Source organism: Bifidobacterium imperatoris (genome assembly GCF_002860405.1).
In the GTDB taxonomy this organism is placed as follows: Bacteria; Actinomycetota; Actinomycetes; order Actinomycetales; family Bifidobacteriaceae; genus Bifidobacterium; species Bifidobacterium imperatoris.
The window spans coordinates 1-21,451 of the sequence record NZ_NMWV01000037.1 but is presented as its reverse complement, the minus strand read 5'-3'; the positions used below and the strand labels follow the sequence as shown (position 1 = coordinate 21,451).

Genomic DNA, 21,451 nt, shown 5'->3' with positions numbered 1-21,451 from the left:
GGACCTGGGTGGACGAACCTCTGGTATGCCGGTTGTCGCGCCAGCGGCACGGCCGGTTGGCCACGTTCGGAAGGGATAACCGCTGAAAGCATCTAAGCGGGAAGCCTGCTCCAAGATAAGCATTCCATAGGATCCCCGGATCCTTGAACCCCCCATGAAGAACACGTGGTCGATAGGCCGGACGTGGAAGCCCCGCGAGGGGTGGAGCCGACCGGTACTAACGGGGAAAGGCGAAACCCTATGCCAACATCTTCGATTGTTGGCGACCGTGCTGCGCACAATGACACGCGGACGACAGAAAGACACTGCATCGTCGCGGAACATCGGAAAACGAACATCAGGAAGCGTCCACCATCCGGTCCCCGAACCACCACATGCCGGCCAAGACATGGTCTTGGACCGTATAACAGAAGATTTGCGGCGGTCATGGCCCAGGGGAGACGCCCGGTCCCATTCCGAACCCGGAAGCTAAGGCCTGGCACGGCGATGGTACTGCACCCGACAGGGTGTGGGAGAGTAGCACACCGCCGCATCACACGTCAAAGAAAACCCTCGGTGGAGCAACAGCCCCCGAGGGTTTCTTGTTTCCGGCCACACACATCCCTCACACGCATAAACAACCGCGGAACCAGATTAACGTCACTGCTGACGCCTCTTGCGATAGGCGAGGGGAGCTACGTTCAGCGTTGCGCGGAAAACGCGAGTGAAATAGTTCGCCGAATTGAACCCGCAACGTGCGGCCACTGCGGAAACCGACAGGTCGGTGGTCTTCAACAGTTCCGTGGCCGCCCGCAAACGAACGTCCGTGACGTAATCAATGGGTGATTGATGCAGATAGTCACGGAAGATCGCGGAGCATGTGCTCCGGCTTACGGAACCGGCGGCGGCAATCGTGTCCAGCGCCAACGGACAGGCGTAACTCGCCTGTATGAAATCGACCATGGCGGTCAACGCGGTGAGACGGCTGCTGATACGGCAATGCGTTGCGGATACGCGACGATCGTCCGATTTGACTGTCGTGATTCCGTTCGCAATATCGCCCGATGCATCGTTGGGCGTGCGGGTCTCCATTATGCCGTTCAACGCCCGCGTGATGGAGTAGAACCCGCTCAGCACGGCCAGCGGCGCATCGTATTCGTCACGCGCGGTCGCCATTGCGTCCAATGACTCCAGAACCGTATGGGCGTAACCATAACCGTCACTGCCATCGAGCAGCAGATACGGCGGCCTGTCCGTCCCGACGATGGGCAGAATGAACCGCTCCAGCACGTCCTTGGTAGCGCCGACGCGCATCTGGTTCATCAGCGCGCACAGGAACTCGCAATCCGTGCCGTCCTCCGAATACCCGTAATGCAGTCGCCTGGCATTGACGAAGATGCCTTGCCCTTCCTCGATGCGCACCCGCTCGCCGTCCACGAAATACGTCAAATGCCCACGCCGGGCGATGAGAAACTCCCAATCGTCATGCCAATGGCATTCCGCGCGCATGTGCGGGTACGAGGAGAGCCGTCCTTCGCGGATATACGAGAAGAACGTGGGATAGTCGTACCGGACTCGCTCCGAACCGTCAACCCGCAGCCGTGCTGGATCCGGTCCGGCGATCTCCTGCTGGATGTCGCTATTGTGTGCTGCCATGACTCATCGATTCCTTGAATACCTTGGCAAAGGAGTGTGTATGCCGCGCAAGGCACTGCTGCCAATGTAGCAAATAATACTAAAAACCGTGCTGATTCTGCTGTTTTTGTGTGCTTGTCCGTCCGATATTGCTGTGTAATGGATGACGGTTGCAAGCCATGCGCAACAAGGCAAACACGGACGGCAAAGACGGAAGGAGCCGATGATGGCCAGTGAACCAACTTTCCGCGATTTCGTCCGTCAGCTATGCCCGCTGGCTCTGCCCATCGCGTTCCAGCAATTCGTGTTGGTCCTGTCCAACGCCTTCGACGTGTTCATGCTCGCCGCGGTCGATCAGAACGCCCTGTCCGCGGTATCCCTCGCCACGCAATTCCAATTCATCTTCGACCTGTTCCTCATGGCCTTCACCATCGGTTCCAGCACCCTCATCGCCCAATATTGGGGTAAGGGAGACGTCGGCGCCGTGCAACAGGTCATCACATTCGTCATGCGGCATACGATCGCGCTGTCTGCCGTGTTCGCCGTCCTTGCCGCCGCGATCCCGCATCTGCTGATGCGCATCACTACAAACGATAACGTACTCATCGACCTCGGCTCCCACTATCTTGCCGTCACGTCGCTCGCGTTCGTACTGATCGGCGTCAGCCAGATCAACCTTTGTTTATTCAAGAACACCGGTCGTGCGCGGACCGGCACCATCATCAGCGCCGCCGGCGTCGCGTTGCACATCGTGGTCAGTGCCACGCTCCTGCTCGGCTGGTTTGGCATGCCGAGGTTCGGCGTGACCGGCGTCGCGATCTCCACGGTCGTCTCCCGCGCAGTCGAATGCGCATGGTCCTGTTGGAAGGTTCGGCAGGATTCGAGACATCGCAATGCCGTGCGTCGCACCAGCAACCCAGCCATGTCCGTTCTTGAACGCGACTACTGGCGGTACACCCTGCCCGTGCTCGGCAACGAGATCATCTGGGGTGGCGGATTCGCCACCTACACCGTCATCATGGGCCATCTCGGCACGGACGCCGTAGCCGCGAACTCGGTGGCGAACATTGTCAAGGACCTGCTGGTCTGTCTGTGTGCCGGACTCGGCTCCGGCGGCGGCATCCTGCTCGGCGGCATCATGGGCCGTGGCGACCTCGCCCAGGCACGCCATGTCGGCCGCTGGCTGTGCCGCAGCGCACTGGCACTCGGCACGGCGATCGGTGCGGTGATTCTCATGATCCGCCCGTTGGTTCTGCACTGGTCGCTTCTGGATGCGCGGGCCAACGAGTACCTGTCCGGTATGCTGCTCGTCTGCGCCTACTATGTGGTCGGCAAGGCCCTCAACTCCATCACCGTGGGCGGCATCTTCCCCGCCGGTGGCGATTCCCGGTTCGGCATGGTGTGCGATGCGGTGACGATATGGGCCATCGTGATCCCGCTGGGCATGCTCGCCGTATTCGTCTGGCAGCTGCCGGTCATGGCCGTGTACGTCATTCTCAACATCGACGAACTCCTTAAGATTCCCGCCGTCATTGCCCACTACCGCACCCACCGATGGCTGCGGAACGTGACGCGAGAGTCCGTCTGACGCGCTCCTCGCCCGAAAGACCTGAAGACCCGAAAGAAAGGAACCATCATGCAGGAAACCATGCGCCAGCGCATCGCGGCAGGCAAGCTCTTCACCGATTACTGCGAAGGCCTGCCCGAGGACCGGCTTGCGGCCAAGCGCCGGATGAAGCGATTCAACGAGCTCGACCCGGCCGATGCGCAGGGCCGAGCCGCGCTCATCGCCGAAATCCTCGGCGCTTCGGCGAATGCCTGGATCGAACCGCCGTTCTACTTCTGCTACGGCACGAACATCACCATCGGCGACGGCACGTACATCAACGTCAACTGCTCGTTCATCGACGACGGCTGCATCACCATCGGTAAGCGGGTCATGTTCGGCCCGTCCGTGAACATCGCCACCGTCAACCACCCCATCAACCCGGCCATGCGCGAGTTCATGTTCGCCGATCCGGTCACCATCGGCGACGACTGCTGGATCGGCGCGAACGTGACGATCTGCCCCGGCGTGACCATCGGTGAAGGCACGACGATTGGTGCGGGCTCGGTCGTCACGCACGACATCCCCGCGCACACCGTCGCGGTCGGCGTGCCCTGCCGCGTGCTGCGCGAGATCAGCGAAATGGACATGGCTGAATATCGCCCCGGCATGACCTTCGCCGACGATGAGCTGGTGCGCGAGACCAAAGCCTCATAAGCCTCGGACTCGGTCTTCCTGGTTTCGCGGGTAGCCGTTCCTGTGCGCAAAAGGACATTTGAAACGGCCATCCGCGACCGTTTGTGCGTGGTAAATGACAGGTTGTGTAATACGACCTGTAAGTACTTCCTGAACCTGATTCAATCAAACTAGCGGCGAAGAATCTGAACGTCACAGCGGTGTCACATCAGATAAAACGTCAACGAATCAGAGGCTATGCACAGCGTCAGAAGTGCAGCAGACAGTGCAAGGAAGGACGAGTACGAGATGGAACTCGAAGAACTTTCGGTAGGCGAGAAAGCGGCGATGCTTTCCGGCGGCTCCGAATGGGATTCGCGTGGCAATGAACGCGCAGAGATCCCCAGCTTTGTGATGAGCGATGGCCCCCACGGTGTGCGCCGTCAGCTCGGTGAAGGCGATCATCTAGGCTTGGGTGCTTCTAAGCCCGCCACTTGCTTCCCGACCGCTGGTACCGTGGCCAACTCCTGGGATCCGGAACTTGCTCAGGAAATGGGCGAGGCTTTGGGCCGCGAAGCTCACGATCTTGATGTGAATGTGCTGCTGGGCCCGGGGCTCAACATTAAGCGCAACCCGCTGTGTGGCCGTAACTTCGAGTACTATTCCGAAGATCCGATTGTGGCTGGACGTATGGCTGCCGGCTTGATTCGCGGTATCCAGTCCAATGGTGTTTCCGCATGCCCCAAGCATTTTGCGGTCAACAGCCAGGAGCTGCGCCGACAGGCATCTAACAGTGTGATTGACGAGCGTACGATGCGAGAAATCTACTTGACCGGTTTTGAAATCGCCGTACGCGAAGCTGCGCCAATGACCATCATGACCTCCTACAACGAGATCAATGGCGTCTACGCGCATGAAAACAAGCACCTGCTGCAGGATATTTTGCGCAACGAATGGGGCTTTGACGGCATGGTTGTCTCCGATTGGGGTGGCTCCAATTCCGCTGTTGCCGCGGTTAAGGCTGGTGGCTCCCTCGAAATGCCGTCTCCGGGCTACACCTCTGTGCGTGAACTTGAAAGCGCTGTTAAGGCTGGCACGCTTTCCGAAGCCGATATCAACGCTCGTGCGGCAGAAGTGGCAAAAATCGCTCGCCTGACTCGTGCCGAAGGTGTTGGCCGTGACGATCTGCTCGATGATGCCATCGCCGCTGCTCATCATGAGGTGGCTCGTAAGGTGGCCGAAGGCTCCTCCGTGCTGCTCAAGAACACGAATGCATCACTGCCGCTGAAATCCGGCATGCGCGTGGCCGTGGTCGGTGATATGGCCAAGACCCCGCGCTTCCAGGGCTCCGGCTCCTCCAAGGTGAACGCCACTCGTGAAGAAAACATTCTCGACGAGCTGACCGCTGCCGCTGGATCCACTGGCGTGACAGTAACCGGTTATGCACAAGGCTATGATCGCCAGGGTGCTGCTAACCCGGCACTGATTACCGAAGCCACGGCACTTGCTGCGCAGTCTGACACTGACGCAGTGGTTGCTGTCATCGGTCTTGACGAGCGCAGCGAATCTGAAGGTCTTGACCGCTCCACTATGGCCATTCCGCAGGTGCAGAATGATCTGGTCGCCGCCCTGACCGCTACTGGCAAGCCCGTTATCGTGGTGCTGGTCGCTGGTTCTCCGGTTGAACTGCCGTGGTTTGATGATGTGGCGGCAGCCTTGTACGTTGGTCTTTCCGGACAGGCCGGCGCTTCCGCTACCGTGCGCGCGCTGACCGGCCAAATCAACCCGTCCGGCCACTTGGCTGAGACCTGGCCGCTTCACTATGACGATGCCCCGTCTGCAGGCTGGTATCCGGCTGTGGGGCGTGACGCCATCTACCGTGAGGGCCCGTTCGTCGGCTACCGCTATTACGAAACCGCCCAAGTACCTGTGCGCTTCCCGTTCGGTTATGGTCTGAGCTATTCCAGCTTCACCTACAACGACTTGATTGCGGACGAAACTAGCGTGCAGTTCACCGTTACCAACGATTCCGATGTGCCAGGTGCCACCGTTGCGCAGTTGTACGTTGCTGGTCCCTCCCGCGCAGAAGAAGGCGGTGCCGGCGTGCTGCGCCCCGCTCGCGAGCTCAAGGGCTTCGCCAAGGTCGAACTAGGTGCACATGAATCAAAGACCGTGCGCATCGAATTCGACCGGTACACCTTCCGTCACTTTGATGTTGCAGAGAACCGTTGGGCTACCGAATCCGGCATCTGGACCCTGGCTGTAGGCGCAAACGCTGAAGATTTGCCGCTGAGCACTCCGTTCGCGGTTGCCGGCGATGTGGATGCGGCCCCTGCTGATCCAGCGCTGGGCCACTACCTGACCGGCGATGTCAAGCATGTCACCGATGCGGAAATGACCTCCCTCTTCGGTCATGAGGTTGTTGCTCCCGGTAAGCCCACGACGTTCGGCGTGAACGATCCGATTTCCAGTTGGGTGGATTCGCGAGGTTTTGTGGCTCGGACCATTGCCCAAACGCTGACCAAGCGTGAGGCTTCCGTCCGCCAGAAGACCGGCGCTCCAGACATCAATACGCTCTTCATTCTCAACATGCCGCCGCGAGCCATGAGCAAGATGACTCAAGGCATGGTCGATTCAGCAATGGTGGATGCCATCGTCACCATTGCCAACGGCCACACATTCCGCGGTCTCGGCGGCTTGATCGCCGGATTCTTCCGCAACCAATCCGCCAACAAGCGCACTGCAAAGGAGCTCAACAATGACTGACAACACCACTTCCACGGCCGGCGAAAAGAAGCTCGGTCCGATTCGCCAGTGGATTAAGGATCACCCCACCATTTGGGAGTTCATCCTGTTCAACGTGCTCTCGAACATTTCCACCATCTCACGTTTCGTGGTTACGTGGATTGGCACTGCAATCTTCGTGGCGGGTCTCGGCATTACCACGCCATTCCACTTCCTCATCTTCAACTACCCGGAATCCGGTAACGGTCTCGGCGGCTTCCTCACCTTCCTCTTCGCCGAGGTTATCGCTCAGGTGGTGAACTTCTTCGTACAGATGAAGTGGGTGTTCAAGTCTGACTCCAGCTTCAAGGATGCTGCTTGGAAGTACGCTATTCTGGCCGTGGTCATCGTGGTGGTGAACCTCGTGCTGCCGGGTTACGTGACCTCCCTGTGCCAGGGCTGGGGCATGAACGCTGGCATTGCCGGCACCATCGCTTCCGTGGTCAACACGCTGCTGGCTGTGGTGGTGAGCTACCCGTTGCTCAAGTTCTGGATTATGCCGAAGAACAAGGAGGCTAAGTAATCCTTAATTTTCCAATCTTCTGACCTCTTCTTTCTCTGAGCCCGGTCGGACGCTTACCTCGAGCGTCCGACCGGGCTTTTTCATGTTTCTTCAAATGTGAACAATGCCACAAGTTGCTCGGCGGGTTGCTTTATACGGGTTTATGGCTGCCTTGCACAAATGGCGGAAAATCAACGTAAAACACTATATCTAGTGTTTTTGAATACAACACGCCACTACACATAGTGGCTTGATTGAAAATTGGCTGGCTGTAATATGGCTCTCGCTTTATTCCACAGCACCAGCGAAGGGGAGTTCGCCATGACCGTCACTGTATTCACCAAGCCACATTGCCCGCAGTGTGAAGCCACTAAGCGTCAATTCACCAAGCTGGGCGTGCCATTTGAAACCGTGGATCTGACGGAGAACCCCTCAACCCTTGAACAGCTGCAGGCGGCCGGTTTCCAGCAGGCCCCAGTAGTGATTACGCCAGACAACTCTTGGACCGGTTACCGTCCGGACTTGATCCGCGAAATTGCCAAGAAAGCCGCTGCCGAAGCTCCGGTGGCCGCGTGACGCGGAATAGTGCAGCCGGGCTAGTCGTTGCGCAAGCGACTGAGAACGTTGAAAGTGCCGTCAGCACGCCGGAATTCGCCGCTTCGGGCACTGGGATAGGCGCCTTGGTGTACTTCTCCTCAGCTTCGGAGAACACTGCGCGATTCGTGGCCGGGTGCCGGTTCCAAGACCAAGGCATCAACGTGTATCGCGTACCGTTGAAGGCATCCGAGCCAGCGCTGAATGTGCGCGAACCATACGTCATTATGGTGCCCACTTATGGTGGAGGGGTCATCAAAAAGGCCGTGCCAATCCAAGTCAAACGATTCCTTAACGATCCAGAGAACCGTGCATGGATTCGCGGCGTCATCGCCTCCGGCAACACGAACTTTGGCGAAGCCTACTGCGCTGCCGGCGATATCATCTCCGCCAAGTGCCACGTACCGTTCCTCTACAAATTCGAGCTGATGGGCACTCCAGAAGACACTGCCGCCGTGAAAAACGGCCTCGTGAAATTCTTTACTGCCGAATAGGCGGAAGTCTCCCGTACGTCACAAGGATCACAACCCAACTATGACCGATTTCACCAACACCGGACTGGCCCTCGACAACACGTCGCACAGCGCCGAGCCCACCGATCCCGCGCGCGACTACCATGCGCTGAATGCAATGCTCAACCTGTATGATGCCAATGGTCAAATTCAGTTTGATAAAGACAAGGCCGCCGAGCGAGCTTATGTGACCAATCATGTGGCGGCCAACACCGTGACCTTCCCGAGCACGGCAGAACGACTGAAGTTCCTGATCGACAACCAGTACTACAACCCTGCGGTGTTCGCCCAGTACTCTGCCGAGTTCCTCGATCGTTTCTACGCGCATGCAGAATCCGCAGGCTTTGAATTCAGCACCTTCCTAGGTGCCTTCAAGTTCTACACGTCCTATGCGCTGAAAACCTTCGACGGCAAGCGTTACCTTGAAAACTTCCCGCAGCGCTGCGCCGCCGTGGCATTGGAACTCGCAGCCGGAGATGAAGCGCAGGCCATTGAATACGCCGACGAAATGCTTGCCGGCCGTTTCCAGCCGGCTACCCCCACTTTCCTGAACCTCGGCAAAGCCCAGCGCGGCGAGCCGGTCAGCTGCTTCCTGGTGCGCATCGAAGACAACATGGAGTCCATTTCCCGCGGTATCAACGCAGCCCTGCAGCTCTCCAAGCGTGGCGGCGGCGTGGCGTTGCTGTTGAGCAACCTGCGCGAGCTCGGCGCTCCAATCAAGCACATCGAAAACCAGTCCAGCGGTGTGATCCCGGTCATGAAGCTGCTGGAAGACGCGTTTTCCTACGCCAACCAGTTGGGTGCCCGTCAAGGCGCCGGCGCGGTGTACCTGAGTACCCATCACCCGGATATTCTGCGATTCCTCGACACCAAGCGCGAGAACGCGGACGAGAAGATTCGCATCAAGTCCCTGGCGCTCGGCGTGGTGATTCCGGACATCACCTTCGAACTGGCCAAGCGCAAGGAACAGATGGCCCTGTTCAGCCCTTACGATGTGGAACGCGTCTACGGCAAGCCGTTCGCGGACATCGCAATCACCGAACACTACGAAGAAATGGTGGCGGACAGCCGCATTCGCAAAACCTACATCGACGCCCGTAGGTTCTTCACCACCATTGCTGAACTGCAATTCGAATCCGGCTACCCGTACATCGTGTTCGAGGATACGGTCAACCGCGCCAACCCGATTGAGGGCCGCGTGACCATGTCCAACCTGTGCTCCGAAATCCTGCAGGTGCAGGAGCCCAGCGAATATAACGAAGATCTGACCTACAAGCATGTCGGCCGCGACATCTCCTGCAACCTCGGCTCTCTCAACATCGCCAAGGCGATGGATGGCGGTCTGGCGCACACTGTGGAGACCGCTATTCGCGCGCTCACCTCGGTGGCCGAGCATACGAGCATCAACGCCGTACCCTCCATCCGCCGTGCCAACGAGGAAGGTCACGCCATTGGCTTGGGCCAGATGAATCTGCATGGCTTCCTGGCCCGCGAAGGCATCATGTATGGTTCCGAGGAAGGTCTCGACTTTACGGACATGTACTTCATGACCGTGGCCTATCACGCCTACCGAGCCTCCCATGCGCTCGCCGTGGAACACGGCCAGGCATTCAAGAGCTTCCCAACCTCCGACTACGTCAAGCCGGCTGGCCAAGGTAACTATTTCGACAAGTACACGGATGGCCGCCGCTCCCTCGAACCTCGCACCGCCCGCGTGCGCGACCTGTTCGCCAAGTTCGGCATCGCGATCCCGACCGTGGCCGACTGGCAGGCGTTGCAGGCCGCAATCATCAAGGACGGCATCTACAACCAGAACCTGCAGGCTGTGCCGCCCACCGGATCAATCTCATACATCAACCATTCCACGAGCTCAATCCACCCGATCGCTTCCAAGATCGAAATCCGCAAGGAAGGCAAGATCGGGCGCGTCTACTACCCGGCCGCCTACATGACCAACAGCAACCTTGAGTACTACAAGGATGCCTATGAGATCGGTTGGAAGGCCATCGTCGACACCTACGCTGAGGCCACCCAGCACGTTGATCAGGGTCTCTCGCTGACGTTGTTCTTCCCGGACACCGCCACCACCCGCGACCTCAACAAAGCCCAGATCTACGCTTGGCGCAAAGGCATCAAAACTCTCTACTACATCCGCATCCGCCAGCAGGCGCTGGAAGGCACTGAGGTTGCCGGTTGCGTAAGTTGCATGCTCTGAAAGGAAAAATATGCCACCGATTTCTATTCCACGTAAGCCGTTGAAGCTTATCGACCGCGTTTCCGCCATCAACTGGAACCGTTTGGAAGACGAGAAGGACCTTGAGGTCTGGGACCGCCTGACCGGCAACTTCTGGCTACCTGAGAAGGTCCCGGTCTCCAACGACATTCCGTCCTGGCAGCAGATGAGCGAAGAGGAACATACGCTCACCATGCGCGTATTCACCGGTCTGACCTTGCTCGACACCATCCAGGGCACGGTCGGTGCCGTCTCCCTGATTCCGGATGCGCTCACCCCGCACGAGGAGGCCGTGTACACGAACATCGCGTTCATGGAATCCGTGCACGCTAAGTCCTACTCTTCGATTTTCTCCACCCTGTGCTCCACCGAGCAGATTGATGCCGCGTTCGACTGGAGCGAGCAGAACGAGTTCCTGCAGAAGAAGGCGGAAATCGTGCTCGACTACTACGAGGGCGACAACCCGTACAAGCGCAAGGTGGCCTCCACGCTGCTCGAATCCTTCCTCTTCTACTCCGGCTTCTACCTGCCGATGTACTTCTCCGCTCATGCCAAGCTCACCAATACCGCTGACGTGATCCGCCTCATCATCCGCGACGAGGCTGTGCATGGCTACTACATCGGCTATAAGTATCAGAAGGGCATCGCCCAGCTGACCGATGCCGAGCGCGCCGACCTGCAGGACTACACCTACGATTTGCTCAACGAGCTGTACGACAATGAGGTGGGCTACACCGAGTCCCTGTACTCCGGAGTGGGCCTGGTCGAGGATGTGGAGAAGTTCCTGCATTACAACGCCAACAAGGCGCTGATGAACCTCGGCTACCCAGCGCTCTTCCCGGCTGAGATTTGCGACGTGAACCCTGCGATCCTCGCCGCTCTGAGCCCGAACGCCGACGAAAACCATGACTTCTTCTCCGGCTCCGGCTCCTCCTACGTGATGGGCAAGGCCGAGGAAACCGACGACGACGATTGGGACTTCTGACTGTCGGGTTGGCTCGGGATTACCGAAGGATTATCGCGGAATGAGCGCGGTCAGAATAAACCAATGATCCTCGGTGCGAATCGTCACCTCGCCACCGTATTGTGCGGCGATATGACGAATCGACTTCACGCCGAACCCGTGCCGCGAAGCATCATGCTTCGTGGTACGCAGCGCGCCCGTCGAGTCCTTCTTCAACGCAGAATCGTAATAATTCTCCACACGAATCACCGTGAACTGACCCTGCCCGTACAAGGCCACGCGAATCAAGCGCTGCTGCTTATTCGGCAGTTTGCTGGTCGCCTCAATCGCATTGTCGAGCGCGTTGCCGAACAGTGAGGCAATATCCATTGAAGACATACCATTAAGCAACTTACCGTCCGCCACAGCGGTCAACGTAATACCCCGATCCGCACAAGTGCGCATCTTTGAAGTCAGAATCACATCCAGTACTGGGTTGCCGGAATGCTGCTGGGCGCTCGCCGCCGCTACGGAAGCCTCCAATTGCTCGAATCCGGCAGCCGCATGCTCAGGGTCGACTTCCGCTCGCAAAGCCGCAATCTGATGCTTCAAATCATGCGCCAAACGCCCAATGGATTCGATATTTTCCTTGGACGCTAGATATTCCTGATGCTGACTTGCCAATTGCGCATTGATTGATGCTAGTTCCGCATTCGCGGCCATTCGCCGTGCCTGTTCCTGCTGCGCGTAGAGAATCGCGAATCCGCAGAAGTCCACCAATGTGCGGATGTAGAACACCTCCTGGCCCACAGTGCCGGAGAACGGTGTATTGGTGGAGATGAAGCTCAAGTTGCTCATGGCGAACGTGGTGATGGTAATGGCCAGCGTACCCACAGACAGCTGCCATGTGGTGCTGGTGGGCGCATCATGCGCAAAATTGCCGCGCTCAGCCAGCCAGGCAACGGCGAATGCCGCCGCATACGTGCCGATAAGCACCAGCGTGGGGAATGGTTCCTGCGGGGTTAAATCAAGCCCGTATTGCAGGAACGTCACCAGCTGCCAGTGGAGTGAAGCGACCAGTTCCGCCAGCACAAACGCACGCGCAGTAATATACAATCCCTCGCGATTCCCCGTGCCTGCAGCGAATCGCACTATTGCCCACATGCCACCGAACGCCAGCAGCATACCGATTACCCAGAACCACAGTGGCATCGCGCCATCGAGATATTGGATGACAATCATGCCCACCAAGCCAACGGCACTGACTATGGCCGTGCGTTGCCAGGGAACTCGCCGATAGATGGCCAGAATGTACACCATGCAGGCCAGCCATTCGCACAAGGCGGTATAAAGCCGCGGAATATCCGGTAGTGCGTTGGTTATTGTGGTGCCATCCATCAGAGCGCACCCATACCCATGTAATTGGTCAGCGCGGTGAGGAACGCCTTCTTGCGCGGGCGGCTCACACGCAACGCCTCGCCGTTCGACATCACGCAATCCTGCCCATCCACGCCAGTCACATGGCGCAGATTCACCAGATAGCAGGAGTTCGAGCGGAAGAAGTTCTGGTCCGTCAGACGTTCTTCAAAGTCTTTCAGGGTGCCGGTCACCGAAAGCTTGCCGCCCTGCGTGTGCACGATAATCGTGTGACGAATCGATTCGATATACAGCACATCGGCCAGCTCCACGCGCATCTGCTTACCGCCTGCTTCGATGAGCAGCGCCTCATCCGTGCGACGGCGCACCATATCGATGGAACGCTTGATTTCCTGGCGGAATGCGAAATAGGGGACAGGCTTCAGCAAGTAGGAGAGCGCCTGCACCTCATAGCCATTGATGGCATATTGCGGGGCTCCGGTGATGAACACGATCACCACGGAATTGTCGCGCTCGCGAATCTTGCGGGCCGCAGCCATGCCATCCATGTGCTGCATTTCGATGTCGAGCAGCAGAATGTCGTACGTCGGCGTGTATTGCTCTACGATTTGCTCGCCATCGTCGAATACGGAAATCGTGAACTGCGTGCCGGTTTCGCTCTGATATTGATTCAGATAATCAAGTACCCGCTGGCAGGCTTGTGGATCATCTTCGACCACCCCAACCCTGATATCGCGCATGACCATACCCTCCCGTCATGGTTCCTCTGTCTGTCATCTTATCTGGTGGACTTGGCGCAGTGTGGCAACGATGCAGGTTTGTGGAGGTTACTCCTGCTCGAAAGTAACGCCGTTACGGGCCGCTAGGCGCTCGGCTTTGCGTTCATCTTTGCGCTCCTCAGCCTGTTCGATATGTTGGATGCGCAGCTGGCGCCAATCCTCGCGCATATCGCGGAATCGTTCGGACAGCGTCATGTCGTTGTCGTTATCGGTGCCATTGCGCCCGTCTCGTGTGGTATCCGCCCATCGCTCGGCAATCTGCTCTTTCGTGAGCGGAAGCCACATGGAAGGTCCGGTGGGGTCGGCGCCGGGCGTCGCCGCTAGCGCATCCGCCGCATTGTCCGCGAACTTGGTCACGCCGAGCTTCAGTAATCCAAGCAGTTCGCGCAATGTATCCGGGATCGGTTCATCGCTTTCGTTAGCGGTCTTGGAAAGTCGCTCGATATGGCGGCGAATCGCATCCGCATCCTCAGGGTCGATTTTGAGGCCGGCGATAAGTGACTGGCGAATCGTCTCATAGTCAAGATTGGCAAAGAAGTTGAGCTGTTGCAGCGTCATGAAGCCCTTGAGCTCAGGGAAACGCTCAATAATATATGCTTCGCGATCGTCGGCGGCTTTGGTCCAGTCGCGCGTAAGCTTCGGATCCCAACTGGCGGTGATGGAGCCTTCGCGCATACGGTAGTGATACAGCACCTTCGGAATGCGTACCACGCGTGTGGCTTCGCCAATCACATTGCAGATGCGGGAGAGGTCTTCGATTTTACGGCCTACAGGAAAAGCGAATCCGGTGTTCTGGTAGGTGTGTGCAGGGGCGAGGAAAGCCCAGAAGTAGCCATCAATCTCAGCTTTGACTTGCTTTTTGATGGCTTCCACCGGCGTGAGAATCTGCACTTTATCAAAATCATTGTGCCGATAGTTGGAGAGCAGTGGCTTGCCATTCTCGGAAATGGTGTCGAATTGGAACATTACGAGGTCGGCATCGTATTCGCGCATGGCGGCGAGGCAATCTTCCACCAAGGTGGGTGCCACGGTGTCATCGGAGTCGGCAAAGTACATATAGGAGCCAGTGGCTTGTTTGATGCCGGCGTTACGCGCATCCGAAAGGCCGCCGTTGGGTTTGTGAATGACGCGGATGCGAGGATCCTTCGCAGCCCATGCATCGCACATGGCAGGGCAGGAGTCGGGGGAGCCGTCGTCCACGAGCAGGATTTCGAGATTCCGGTAGGTCTGTGCGGTGACGCTCGCCACACATGCGTCAAGGAACTGCTCGACCTTATATACCGGGATGATGATGCTGACCAACGGCTCATGTTCCATGTCTCAAGCCTAACGCCGGGTCTCGCCGTGCAGCTTCATCATGCTGAATTAACGAGGAGCCTGCGGCGAGGAATTGGCAAGATCGCGGCGTGAAACATATCGTGAAACGTGTGGTTTGAAGTGTCTTCCTAGGAATGCGTCTCGCACGGTGCTGACATGGCGACACGCTCTGTGAAATGTTTCGCATGTTCGCCTTGTTTTTGTACATGCCGCGTGTATAGTGAATCTTGGCTCAACGAAGAGAACCTTCACTGAACCGGAAAAAGTAAACGCTGAAGCTTGCAGTTCCGAGAAGCGACGTTGTGTGTCGGTGTTGTGGGTAGAAGCAAAAGGAAATAAATCCCTTTACAACGGATCGTGAGGCACGTACCTGCCTCTGAAAGGATTGAAATTATGGCAGAAGTCGTATTCGACCACGTCACTCGTATCTACCCGGGCAACGATAAGCCCTCTGTGGATGATCTGAATCTTGATATCAAGGATGGCGAGTTCCTCGTCCTCGTCGGCCCTTCTGGCTGCGGTAAGTCTACGACCCTTCGTATGCTCGCCGGCCTGGAAGAGGTCAACAAGGGCCGCATCCTCATCGGTGGCAAGGACGTCACCACGATGCAGCCGAAGGACCGCGACATCGCAATGGTGTTCCAGAACTACGCTCTGTACCCGCACATGACCGTCGCCGACAACATGGGCTTCGCTCTGAAGATCGCCGGCACCCCGAAGGAAGAGATTCGCAAGCGCGTCGAGAAGGCCGCTGAGATCCTCGACCTGACCGAGTACCTCGACCGTAAGCCGAAGGCTCTGTCTGGTGGTCAGCGTCAGCGTGTTGCTATGGGCCGTGCAATCGTCCGTGAGCCGAAGGTCTTCCTCATGGATGAGCCGCTCTCCAACCTCGATGCAAAGCTTCGTGTCCAGACCCGTACCCAGATCGCCGCTCTGCAGCGTCAGCTGGGTGTCACCACCCTGTACGTGACCCACGATCAGACTGAGGCTCTGACTATGGGCGATCGTATTGCCGTCATCAAGCTCGGCATTCTGCAGCAGGTCGGCGCTCCGACCGAGCTGTACGATCGTCCGGCCAACGTCTTCGTCGCTGGCTTCATTGGCTCCCCGTCGATGAACCTGAACACCCACCCGGTGGTCAACGGCAAGGCAAAGATCGGTGAGGACACCGTGGATCTGCCGGCTGAGGCTGTCAACAAGCTCACCGCTGAAGACAACGGCCAGATTGTGGTCGGCTTCCGTCCTGAGGACGCAAGCCTGGCTGCTTCCGACGACCCGAACGCCTTCTCCCTGAAGGTTGTGAACGTCGAGGATCTGGGCTCCGACGGCTACATCTACGGCAACATCATCACCGATGGCTCCGCAGCTGAGGCTTCCCAGGTTATGTCCGACCAGAACAAGCTCACCACGATTCGTGTGAACCCGCGTGCGCTGCCGAAGGTCGGTGCAACCGTCAAGATCAAGATTGATCCGGCCAAGATGCACCTGTTCGCTCCGTCGACCGAGCTGCGTCTGAACTAGTAGATACTTGGCGAGGTCTAACCGCTTCGTCAACCATTAAACGAGGTTATTCTCTTCCTCTCTTATGACCTCGTTGGAAAAGCCCTGCACAGCTGCGGGGCTTTTCTTTTTCTGTGCCTCGCCACACCTATAATGGCAACCAGTTATTCCCTCTAACTCAGTACGATGGAGTGCTATGGAAGTAAACAATCTGCCCCAGATGGATCCGCGTGCGTTGAAAGCCACTTCTGTTAAGGCTGAAGACGAGCACGCCAATTCTGCCGAGCCGCAGGCACTGAAGATTACTGCCGCAAGCTCGAACCCGAAGATGTTCACACTGCCGTGGCACAAGCCATTGGCTACATGGCCGGAAGATTTGCTTGCCAACCTGCCGCGAGGCATTTCCCGCCACGTGGTGCGTTTCGTGCACGTGGGCGATGAAGTCTACGCCATGAAGGAAATCACCCGTCAGGTGGCTGAACGAGAATATGAGATTCTGCGCCGTCTGCAGAAGCTCGAGCTGCCTACGGTTACCCCGATTGCCGTGGTCACCGGTCGTCATGATAAGAATGGTGAGCCGCTTGAAGCTATTTTGGTAACGCGTCATCTCAAGTTCTCGCTGCCGTACCGTGCACTGTTCGCCCGCAATCTGCAGCATGATACTGCCGAACGACTGATTGACGCGCTTGCCGTGCTCATGGTTCGTCTGCACTTGGCTGGCTTCTACTGGGGCGATGTATCTCTGTCGAACGTTCTGTTCCTGCGTGATGCTGATGCTTTCTCCGCCTTCTTGGTGGACGCCGAAACCGGCGATTTGCAGGTGCAGCTGACCGATGGTCAGCGCGAATACGATATCGATTTGGCTCGAACCAACATCATTGGCGAACTGATGGATTTGGCTTCCGGCCGACTGCTGCCGAGCGACGTGGACGAAATCGAAGTAGGCAACCGCTTGGTTGACCGTTATCATTCGCTGTGGAGCGCTCTGACCGATACCGATAAGTTCGGTCCGGATGAAATGTGGAAGATTGAGCAGCGCGTCAATAAGCTCAATGAGCTGGGCTTTGATGTGGACGAGCTCGAAATGAAGACTGCCGAGGATGGTAAGCGTGTGCTGGTACGTCCGCGTGTGGTTGATGCTGGTTATGCAAACCGCAAGCTGCTGCGTTTGACTGGTCTTGATGTGCAGGAGAACCAGGCTCGCCGCCTGCTCAATGATCTCGATGCCTACCGTGCTTCCACGTGGCGCGATGGTGAGGAACTTGAGATTGTGGCCACCGACTGGATGCGCGAAGTCTATGAGCCGACTGTTCGCATGATTCCGCGCGATTATCGCTCGCAGATTGAGCCTGCCCAGTTCTTCCACGAGGTGCTCGATCACCGCTGGTTCCTGGCAGAAAAGGCCGGCCACGATGTGCCGATGGCTGAAGCCGTGACCAGTTACATCGACAATGTGCTGCCAAAGTACAAGCTCGATAAGAAGGATCTCGACGAGCTCAACGCCGAAGCCGATTCCGGTGTGGTGGATGACGAATACACCTATGGCGACTACGACGGCTACAACCCCGACGACGACCCCGACGCGGCTGTGTGGAGCCACTGAGCAGTAACACGAGTGAAGCCCCTCACCTGAGGGGCTTCACTCATATCAATTGCAATAACTCTAGTTCCGCTTTGAAGAGGGGAGTTACTCGCTTACTTCGCGGCTTCGCCAGCCTTACGACGTGCATTTGCCACAGCGTACAGGCTGATGCCTGCAGCCACCGAAGCGTTCAGCGATTCCACGGTCGAGCTGATCGGAATACCGGCAATCGCGTCGCACGCCTCACGAACCAGTCGGCTCAAACCGGAACCTTCGGAACCGAGCACCACAACCAGCGGATCGGTTTCAAAGCCGGTTTCGCCGACGAGCTTATCGCCGCCGCCGTCAAGGCCCACCACGTAATAGCCGCGTTCCTTCAAGCCCTCAATAGCCTTGGTCAGATTCACCACGCGAGCCACCGGCATATGAGCGGCAGCGCCAGCAGATACCTTCCAAGCCGCAGCGTTCACCGAGGCAGAGCGACGCTCCGGCAGAATCACACCATTAGCACCGAATGCAGCAGCCGAACGAATCACGGCACCGAGGTTCTGCGGATCCGTCACACCGTCCAAAGCAATGAACAGCGGACGTGCGGCGATGCGAGCGGCAGCGGAATTCGCGGCCTCCATAGCCTTCGCCTTCTTTTCCGCGCGCTCCACCAGCTCATGCACTGAGGAATACTGGTACGGTTCCACCTTCAAGATCACGCCCTGATGGTTGCCGGAGCGAGCGATACGATCCATCTCCAGACGGTCGGCTTCCATCATGTGCAGGCCGTTCGCGCCAGCAATCTTCACGATTTCGCGCGTGCGATCATCGTGCTCGATGCGGGAGAGAATATACAGCGTGGAGCTTGGCACGCCTACGCGCAGTGCTTCCAGCACGGAATTGCGGCCGAATACCAGATCGGACGTATCCGCGGATGCGAACTTGTCCACGCGGCGGCGGGCTGCCAGACGCGGATCAGAGCGAAGTCGGCGCTCCGCTGCCTTCTTGGCCTTGTAGGCCTTGTGATACACGCGGTCCTCGGCCTTCGGAGTGGGGCCGTATCCCTTCAACTTATTACGATGTTTTCCACCCGACCCCTTGGTCGGTCCCTTTTTGATAGCCATAGGTGCCATTGTCCCAGCACCCCGCGCCAAATGCCCGGACTGTAGCGCCTCAGAGCTCCGAGTACAGTATTACTAGTGAAGAAGCAACGCGAATTATTCGGACTGTCCCCGCTGTACTGGGGTTTGTGGCTGGCAATCCTGATTTTGTGGATGGGGCGCTTCGTCACATCATTCCTATCCATTTACCTGGTGTCCGCGCTGCATATCAACGAGGGCGTGGTAGGCACAGTCGTTTCCATGTACGGTTTCGGTTCCATCCTCGGCTGCCTATTCGGCGGCACCTTATCGGACCGTTTTGGTCGGCAAGTGATGATTATCATCGGCGAAATTGGTGCAGCAGCAGCTCTATTAGTGGTGTCTGTGCTCACTCATCCGATTGGACTCGGCGCGGCTCTGTTCGTATATGGCACGTTCGCATCCCTGCCGAGCCCAGCCATCGCCGCATATATTGCAGACGTGGTACCGATCCAGCGCCAACAACGCGCGTATGTGCTGCAATCCTGGGCCATCAACTTTGGTTACGCCATCGGTCCGATTGTGGCGAATCAGCTGGTCAAGATTTCGTATTCTCTGATGTTCTACGTTGAGGCTACGGTGATGATCGGCGTCACAATATTGCTTATGATTTTCTTCCGCGAAGTCAAGCATCTGGGAATGGCAGTACCGGCGCCGGGCAGTGAGCTTCCCACAAGCGATTCCGCATCGCCACAATCCGGCTCTATGGCTAGCAATTGGCGGCGGGTGCTCACTGATATGCCATTCCTCGCATTCTCAGTATTGATGTTCGGCTACTTCCTGGTGTATTTCCAAAGCACATCCGGCCTGCCCATCGCCATGACCAACCTGGGCTTAGGGCTCGGTGATTACTCGATTCTGCTCACCATCAATGGATTCATGCTCTGCGCATTGCAGATTCCAGCGATGAAATTATTCGCGCGCATGGGCAATTCGCGTGTGCTGATAGCAGGCCTTGCCGTGACCGTGCTGGGCTATGCAGTGCAGATTGTGGCCGATTCGTGGGCTGGTTTTGCGCTCGCCGTAGTTCTGTGGACGCTCGGCGAGCTGGGCACTTTCCCCATCGCAACTACTACAGTTGCCGCGATGGCGCCAGCAGATGCACGCGGCACATATCAGGGTGTGTACAACGTGCTGTGGTCGCTATCGATTGCTTTGGCGCCAATGATCGGCGGCTGGATTATCAGCGATTTTGGCGGCCGCGTGCTGTGGATCGCTTGCACAGTGATGCTGATCGCAGTAACTCTTGGCCTGCGCGTGACCAAAGGTTCCCGGGATCGTGCGATGGCCGCCAGCTTGCGCGATGCCTCACGGTAGATGATTCTCGCCAGGAACAGTGTGAGGCAACCGAACTTCTCCGCACATTCAAGCAGGCCTGAAACGGCGGGATATCGCGGATATGATGCTCTGTATGCGCGATTGGGATTCAGTAATCCTCTCACCTTTCTTGTTGAGAATCATTTGCTGAGATACGTTCTAGAATCATCACAGGCAATGCGCCATATACAACGGCAGATATAGTCGGTCTCCTTCAACGCGCATTGGTCTGGGATGCAGCACGTATTGCATGCCAACCCGGCTGTCGAATTTATTCTTGAACTTATCGAGCGATGTGGTTTTGTATCTCTTTGTCGATTTGACCTCCACGGGGCAGACCCTGGCCTTCATGGCGGCGTTCGAATACTCTCCGATAAGCAAAAAATCAATTTCCATGCGATCTTCTGCCTGACGGGAGTATCGGGAATAGAAGAACAGACGATGACCTGAGGCTCGGAACTGCTGTGCAATAGCATTCTCCACCAGCATGCCTTCGTTCACTTCCAGTTTGCCGAACAGGATATCGCGGTACAGCTCATTCGACGTGTATGCGCGGTCGGCAAACACCTGTGTTACCAACAATCCGGTGTCTCCCATATAGCATTTCATCGTGGAGTCCTCTTGATGCAAGCGTAGGCCCACATGTGGATCCGTGGCGTTCATGCAGCGGTTGATTAGGAACGATTCATCTAACCAGAAGAAAGCGTCGCCATATTCACGTTCGCGTGCGTTTTCGCCTAAAGACGACAGTGTGAACTTCTTTTCATGCTTGGAAAGCTGCCCCGGGATTTCATCGAAGATACGTTTGACCCGTTCTTTCGAATCGCCGCCGTATTTCTCGATGTCCTGAGCGTACAGACGTAAGATTTGACGCTTCACTCGGTCGACATTGCCCATATCGGATGTTTCCAGATAACGCTCTATGGCCTGTGGCATGCCTCCCACCAGCATGTATTCACGGAACAGGCGCTCCGCCTTGTTGTCCAGCAGCGGAGACATCGCCTGCCTGTCTGCGAAAGATTGCCGTATCGCATCAGCGAGTAATTCTT

General features: G+C 57.3%; 17 protein-coding genes and 2 rRNA genes. 13 read left to right on the top strand and 6 right to left on the bottom strand.

Annotated features, from left to right (window positions below; genetic code table 11):
* Together Tam1G_RS10725 and rrf are read left to right on the top strand one after the other, a co-directional pair.
* Nucleotides 1-240: ribosomal RNA gene (locus tag Tam1G_RS10725) — 23S ribosomal RNA — on the top strand; the annotation flags it as partial.
* Between the two features lie 176 nt (nucleotides 241-416).
* Nucleotides 417-533 (top strand): 5S ribosomal RNA (rrf, locus tag Tam1G_RS10720).
* A 106-nt stretch (nucleotides 534-639) separates the two neighbouring features.
* Here rrf and Tam1G_RS10715 read toward each other — a convergent pair.
* Entirely contained in the window at nucleotides 640-1,635 is a 996-nt protein-coding gene (locus tag Tam1G_RS10715) for an AraC family transcriptional regulator (RefSeq protein ID WP_101626511.1), read from the bottom strand.
* Nucleotides 1,636-1,837: 202 nt separating this feature from the next.
* Here Tam1G_RS10715 and Tam1G_RS10710 point away from each other — a divergent pair, with 202 nt between their 5' ends.
* From Tam1G_RS10710 to nrdF, 8 genes are all read left to right on the top strand, one after another.
* Complete coding sequence (locus Tam1G_RS10710) at nucleotides 1,838-3,202, top strand: MATE family efflux transporter (RefSeq protein WP_242689686.1); 1,365 nt, start codon at nucleotides 1,838-1,840, stop codon at nucleotides 3,200-3,202.
* A 48-nt stretch (nucleotides 3,203-3,250) separates the two neighbouring features.
* A complete protein-coding gene (locus Tam1G_RS10705) occupies nucleotides 3,251-3,877 on the top strand; it encodes a sugar O-acetyltransferase (protein WP_101626509.1) in 627 nt (208 codons plus the stop codon).
* A gap of 267 nt (nucleotides 3,878-4,144) precedes the next feature.
* Nucleotides 4,145-6,601 (top strand): beta-glucosidase GluB, encoded by a 2,457-nt coding sequence (gene gluB, locus Tam1G_RS10700; RefSeq protein WP_101626508.1) that lies wholly within the window; start codon nucleotides 4,145-4,147, stop codon nucleotides 6,599-6,601.
* Nucleotides 6,594-7,142, top strand: a complete 549-nt coding sequence (locus Tam1G_RS10695; RefSeq protein WP_033889491.1) for a GtrA family protein — start codon at nucleotides 6,594-6,596, stop codon at nucleotides 7,140-7,142. Before gluB ends, Tam1G_RS10695 begins: the two co-directional genes overlap by 8 nt.
* Nucleotides 7,143-7,442: 300 nt before the next feature.
* Complete coding sequence (locus tag Tam1G_RS10690) at nucleotides 7,443-7,697, top strand: glutaredoxin family protein (protein ID WP_033889493.1); 255 nt, start codon at nucleotides 7,443-7,445, stop codon at nucleotides 7,695-7,697.
* Between the two features lie 95 nt (nucleotides 7,698-7,792).
* On the top strand, nucleotides 7,793-8,209 hold the full coding sequence (nrdI, locus tag Tam1G_RS10685; protein ID WP_242689713.1) for a class Ib ribonucleoside-diphosphate reductase assembly flavoprotein NrdI: 417 nt from the start codon (nucleotides 7,793-7,795) through the stop codon (nucleotides 8,207-8,209).
* 40 nt (nucleotides 8,210-8,249) lie between these two features.
* Nucleotides 8,250-10,442: a class 1b ribonucleoside-diphosphate reductase subunit alpha gene (gene nrdE, locus Tam1G_RS10680; protein WP_101626507.1), complete on the top strand. Its 2,193-nt coding sequence runs from the start codon at nucleotides 8,250-8,252 to the stop codon at nucleotides 10,440-10,442.
* A gap of 10 nt (nucleotides 10,443-10,452) precedes the next feature.
* Nucleotides 10,453-11,445: a class 1b ribonucleoside-diphosphate reductase subunit beta gene (nrdF, locus tag Tam1G_RS10675; RefSeq protein WP_033889497.1), complete on the top strand. Its 993-nt coding sequence runs from the start codon at nucleotides 10,453-10,455 to the stop codon at nucleotides 11,443-11,445.
* Between the two features lie 30 nt (nucleotides 11,446-11,475).
* Here the strand turns inward: nrdF and Tam1G_RS10670 are convergent, their stop codons facing one another.
* The 3 genes from Tam1G_RS10670 to Tam1G_RS10660 form a co-directional block, all read right to left on the bottom strand.
* Entirely contained in the window at nucleotides 11,476-12,801 is a 1,326-nt protein-coding gene (locus Tam1G_RS10670) for an ATP-binding protein (RefSeq protein WP_033889498.1), read from the bottom strand.
* Nucleotides 12,801-13,520, bottom strand: a complete 720-nt coding sequence (locus Tam1G_RS10665; RefSeq protein WP_033889503.1) for a LytR/AlgR family response regulator transcription factor — start codon at nucleotides 13,518-13,520, stop codon at nucleotides 12,801-12,803. The genes Tam1G_RS10670 and Tam1G_RS10665 overlap by 1 nt, the downstream gene beginning before the upstream one ends.
* 87 nt (nucleotides 13,521-13,607) lie before the next feature.
* Nucleotides 13,608-14,876 (bottom strand): glycosyltransferase family 2 protein, encoded by a 1,269-nt coding sequence (locus Tam1G_RS10660; RefSeq protein ID WP_165781994.1) that lies wholly within the window; start codon nucleotides 14,874-14,876, stop codon nucleotides 13,608-13,610.
* A gap of 393 nt (nucleotides 14,877-15,269) precedes the next feature.
* On the opposite strand from Tam1G_RS10660, the gene Tam1G_RS10655 reads away from it, so the two are divergent.
* Nucleotides 15,270-16,397 carry an ABC transporter ATP-binding protein gene (locus Tam1G_RS10655; RefSeq protein WP_034535199.1) on the top strand — a complete coding sequence of 376 codons (1,128 nt, stop codon included), beginning with the start codon at nucleotides 15,270-15,272 and terminating at the stop codon, nucleotides 16,395-16,397.
* Nucleotides 16,398-16,572: 175 nt separating this feature from the next.
* Nucleotides 16,573-17,979 carry a DUF4032 domain-containing protein gene (locus Tam1G_RS10650; protein WP_101626506.1) on the top strand — a complete coding sequence of 469 codons (1,407 nt, stop codon included), beginning with the start codon at nucleotides 16,573-16,575 and terminating at the stop codon, nucleotides 17,977-17,979.
* Nucleotides 17,980-18,071: 92 nt separating this feature from the next.
* Here Tam1G_RS10650 and rlmB read toward each other — a convergent pair whose 3' ends face one another.
* Nucleotides 18,072-19,070: a 23S rRNA (guanosine(2251)-2'-O)-methyltransferase RlmB gene (gene rlmB / locus Tam1G_RS10645; RefSeq protein ID WP_101626505.1), complete on the bottom strand. Its 999-nt coding sequence runs from the start codon at nucleotides 19,068-19,070 to the stop codon at nucleotides 18,072-18,074.
* 75 nt (nucleotides 19,071-19,145) lie between these two features.
* On the opposite strand from rlmB, the gene Tam1G_RS10640 reads away from it, so the two are divergent.
* Nucleotides 19,146-20,402 carry an MDR family MFS transporter gene (locus tag Tam1G_RS10640; protein ID WP_101626504.1) on the top strand — a complete coding sequence of 419 codons (1,257 nt, stop codon included), beginning with the start codon at nucleotides 19,146-19,148 and terminating at the stop codon, nucleotides 20,400-20,402.
* 168 nt (nucleotides 20,403-20,570) lie between these two features.
* On the opposite strand, the gene Tam1G_RS10635 is transcribed toward Tam1G_RS10640, so the two are convergent.
* On the bottom strand, nucleotides 20,571-21,451 hold an 881-nt coding region (locus Tam1G_RS10635), incomplete at its 5' end, for a DUF4143 domain-containing protein (protein ID WP_133125011.1).

Coding starts and splice junctions, on each gene's coding strand:
- Tam1G_RS10715 (WP_101626511.1), bottom strand. CDS start 1,635: ATGGCAGCACACAATAGCGACATCCAGCAGGAGATCGCCGGACCGGAT.
- Tam1G_RS10710 (WP_242689686.1), top strand. CDS start 1,838: ATGATGGCCAGTGAACCAACTTTCCGCGATTTCGTCCGTCAGCTATGC.
- Tam1G_RS10705 (WP_101626509.1), top strand. CDS start 3,251: ATGCAGGAAACCATGCGCCAGCGCATCGCGGCAGGCAAGCTCTTCACC.
- gluB (WP_101626508.1), top strand. CDS start 4,145: ATGGAACTCGAAGAACTTTCGGTAGGCGAGAAAGCGGCGATGCTTTCC.
- Tam1G_RS10695 (WP_033889491.1), top strand. CDS start 6,594: ATGACTGACAACACCACTTCCACGGCCGGCGAAAAGAAGCTCGGTCCG.
- Tam1G_RS10690 (WP_033889493.1), top strand. CDS start 7,443: ATGACCGTCACTGTATTCACCAAGCCACATTGCCCGCAGTGTGAAGCC.
- nrdE (WP_101626507.1), top strand. CDS start 8,250: ATGACCGATTTCACCAACACCGGACTGGCCCTCGACAACACGTCGCAC.
- nrdF (WP_033889497.1), top strand. CDS start 10,453: ATGCCACCGATTTCTATTCCACGTAAGCCGTTGAAGCTTATCGACCGC.
- Tam1G_RS10670 (WP_033889498.1), bottom strand. CDS start 12,801: ATGGATGGCACCACAATAACCAACGCACTACCGGATATTCCGCGGCTT.
- Tam1G_RS10665 (WP_033889503.1), bottom strand. CDS start 13,520: ATGCGCGATATCAGGGTTGGGGTGGTCGAAGATGATCCACAAGCCTGC.
- Tam1G_RS10660 (WP_165781994.1), bottom strand. CDS start 14,876: ATGGAACATGAGCCGTTGGTCAGCATCATCATCCCGGTATATAAGGTC.
- Tam1G_RS10655 (WP_034535199.1), top strand. CDS start 15,270: ATGGCAGAAGTCGTATTCGACCACGTCACTCGTATCTACCCGGGCAAC.
- Tam1G_RS10650 (WP_101626506.1), top strand. CDS start 16,573: ATGGAAGTAAACAATCTGCCCCAGATGGATCCGCGTGCGTTGAAAGCC.
- rlmB (WP_101626505.1), bottom strand. CDS start 19,070: ATGGCTATCAAAAAGGGACCGACCAAGGGGTCGGGTGGAAAACATCGT.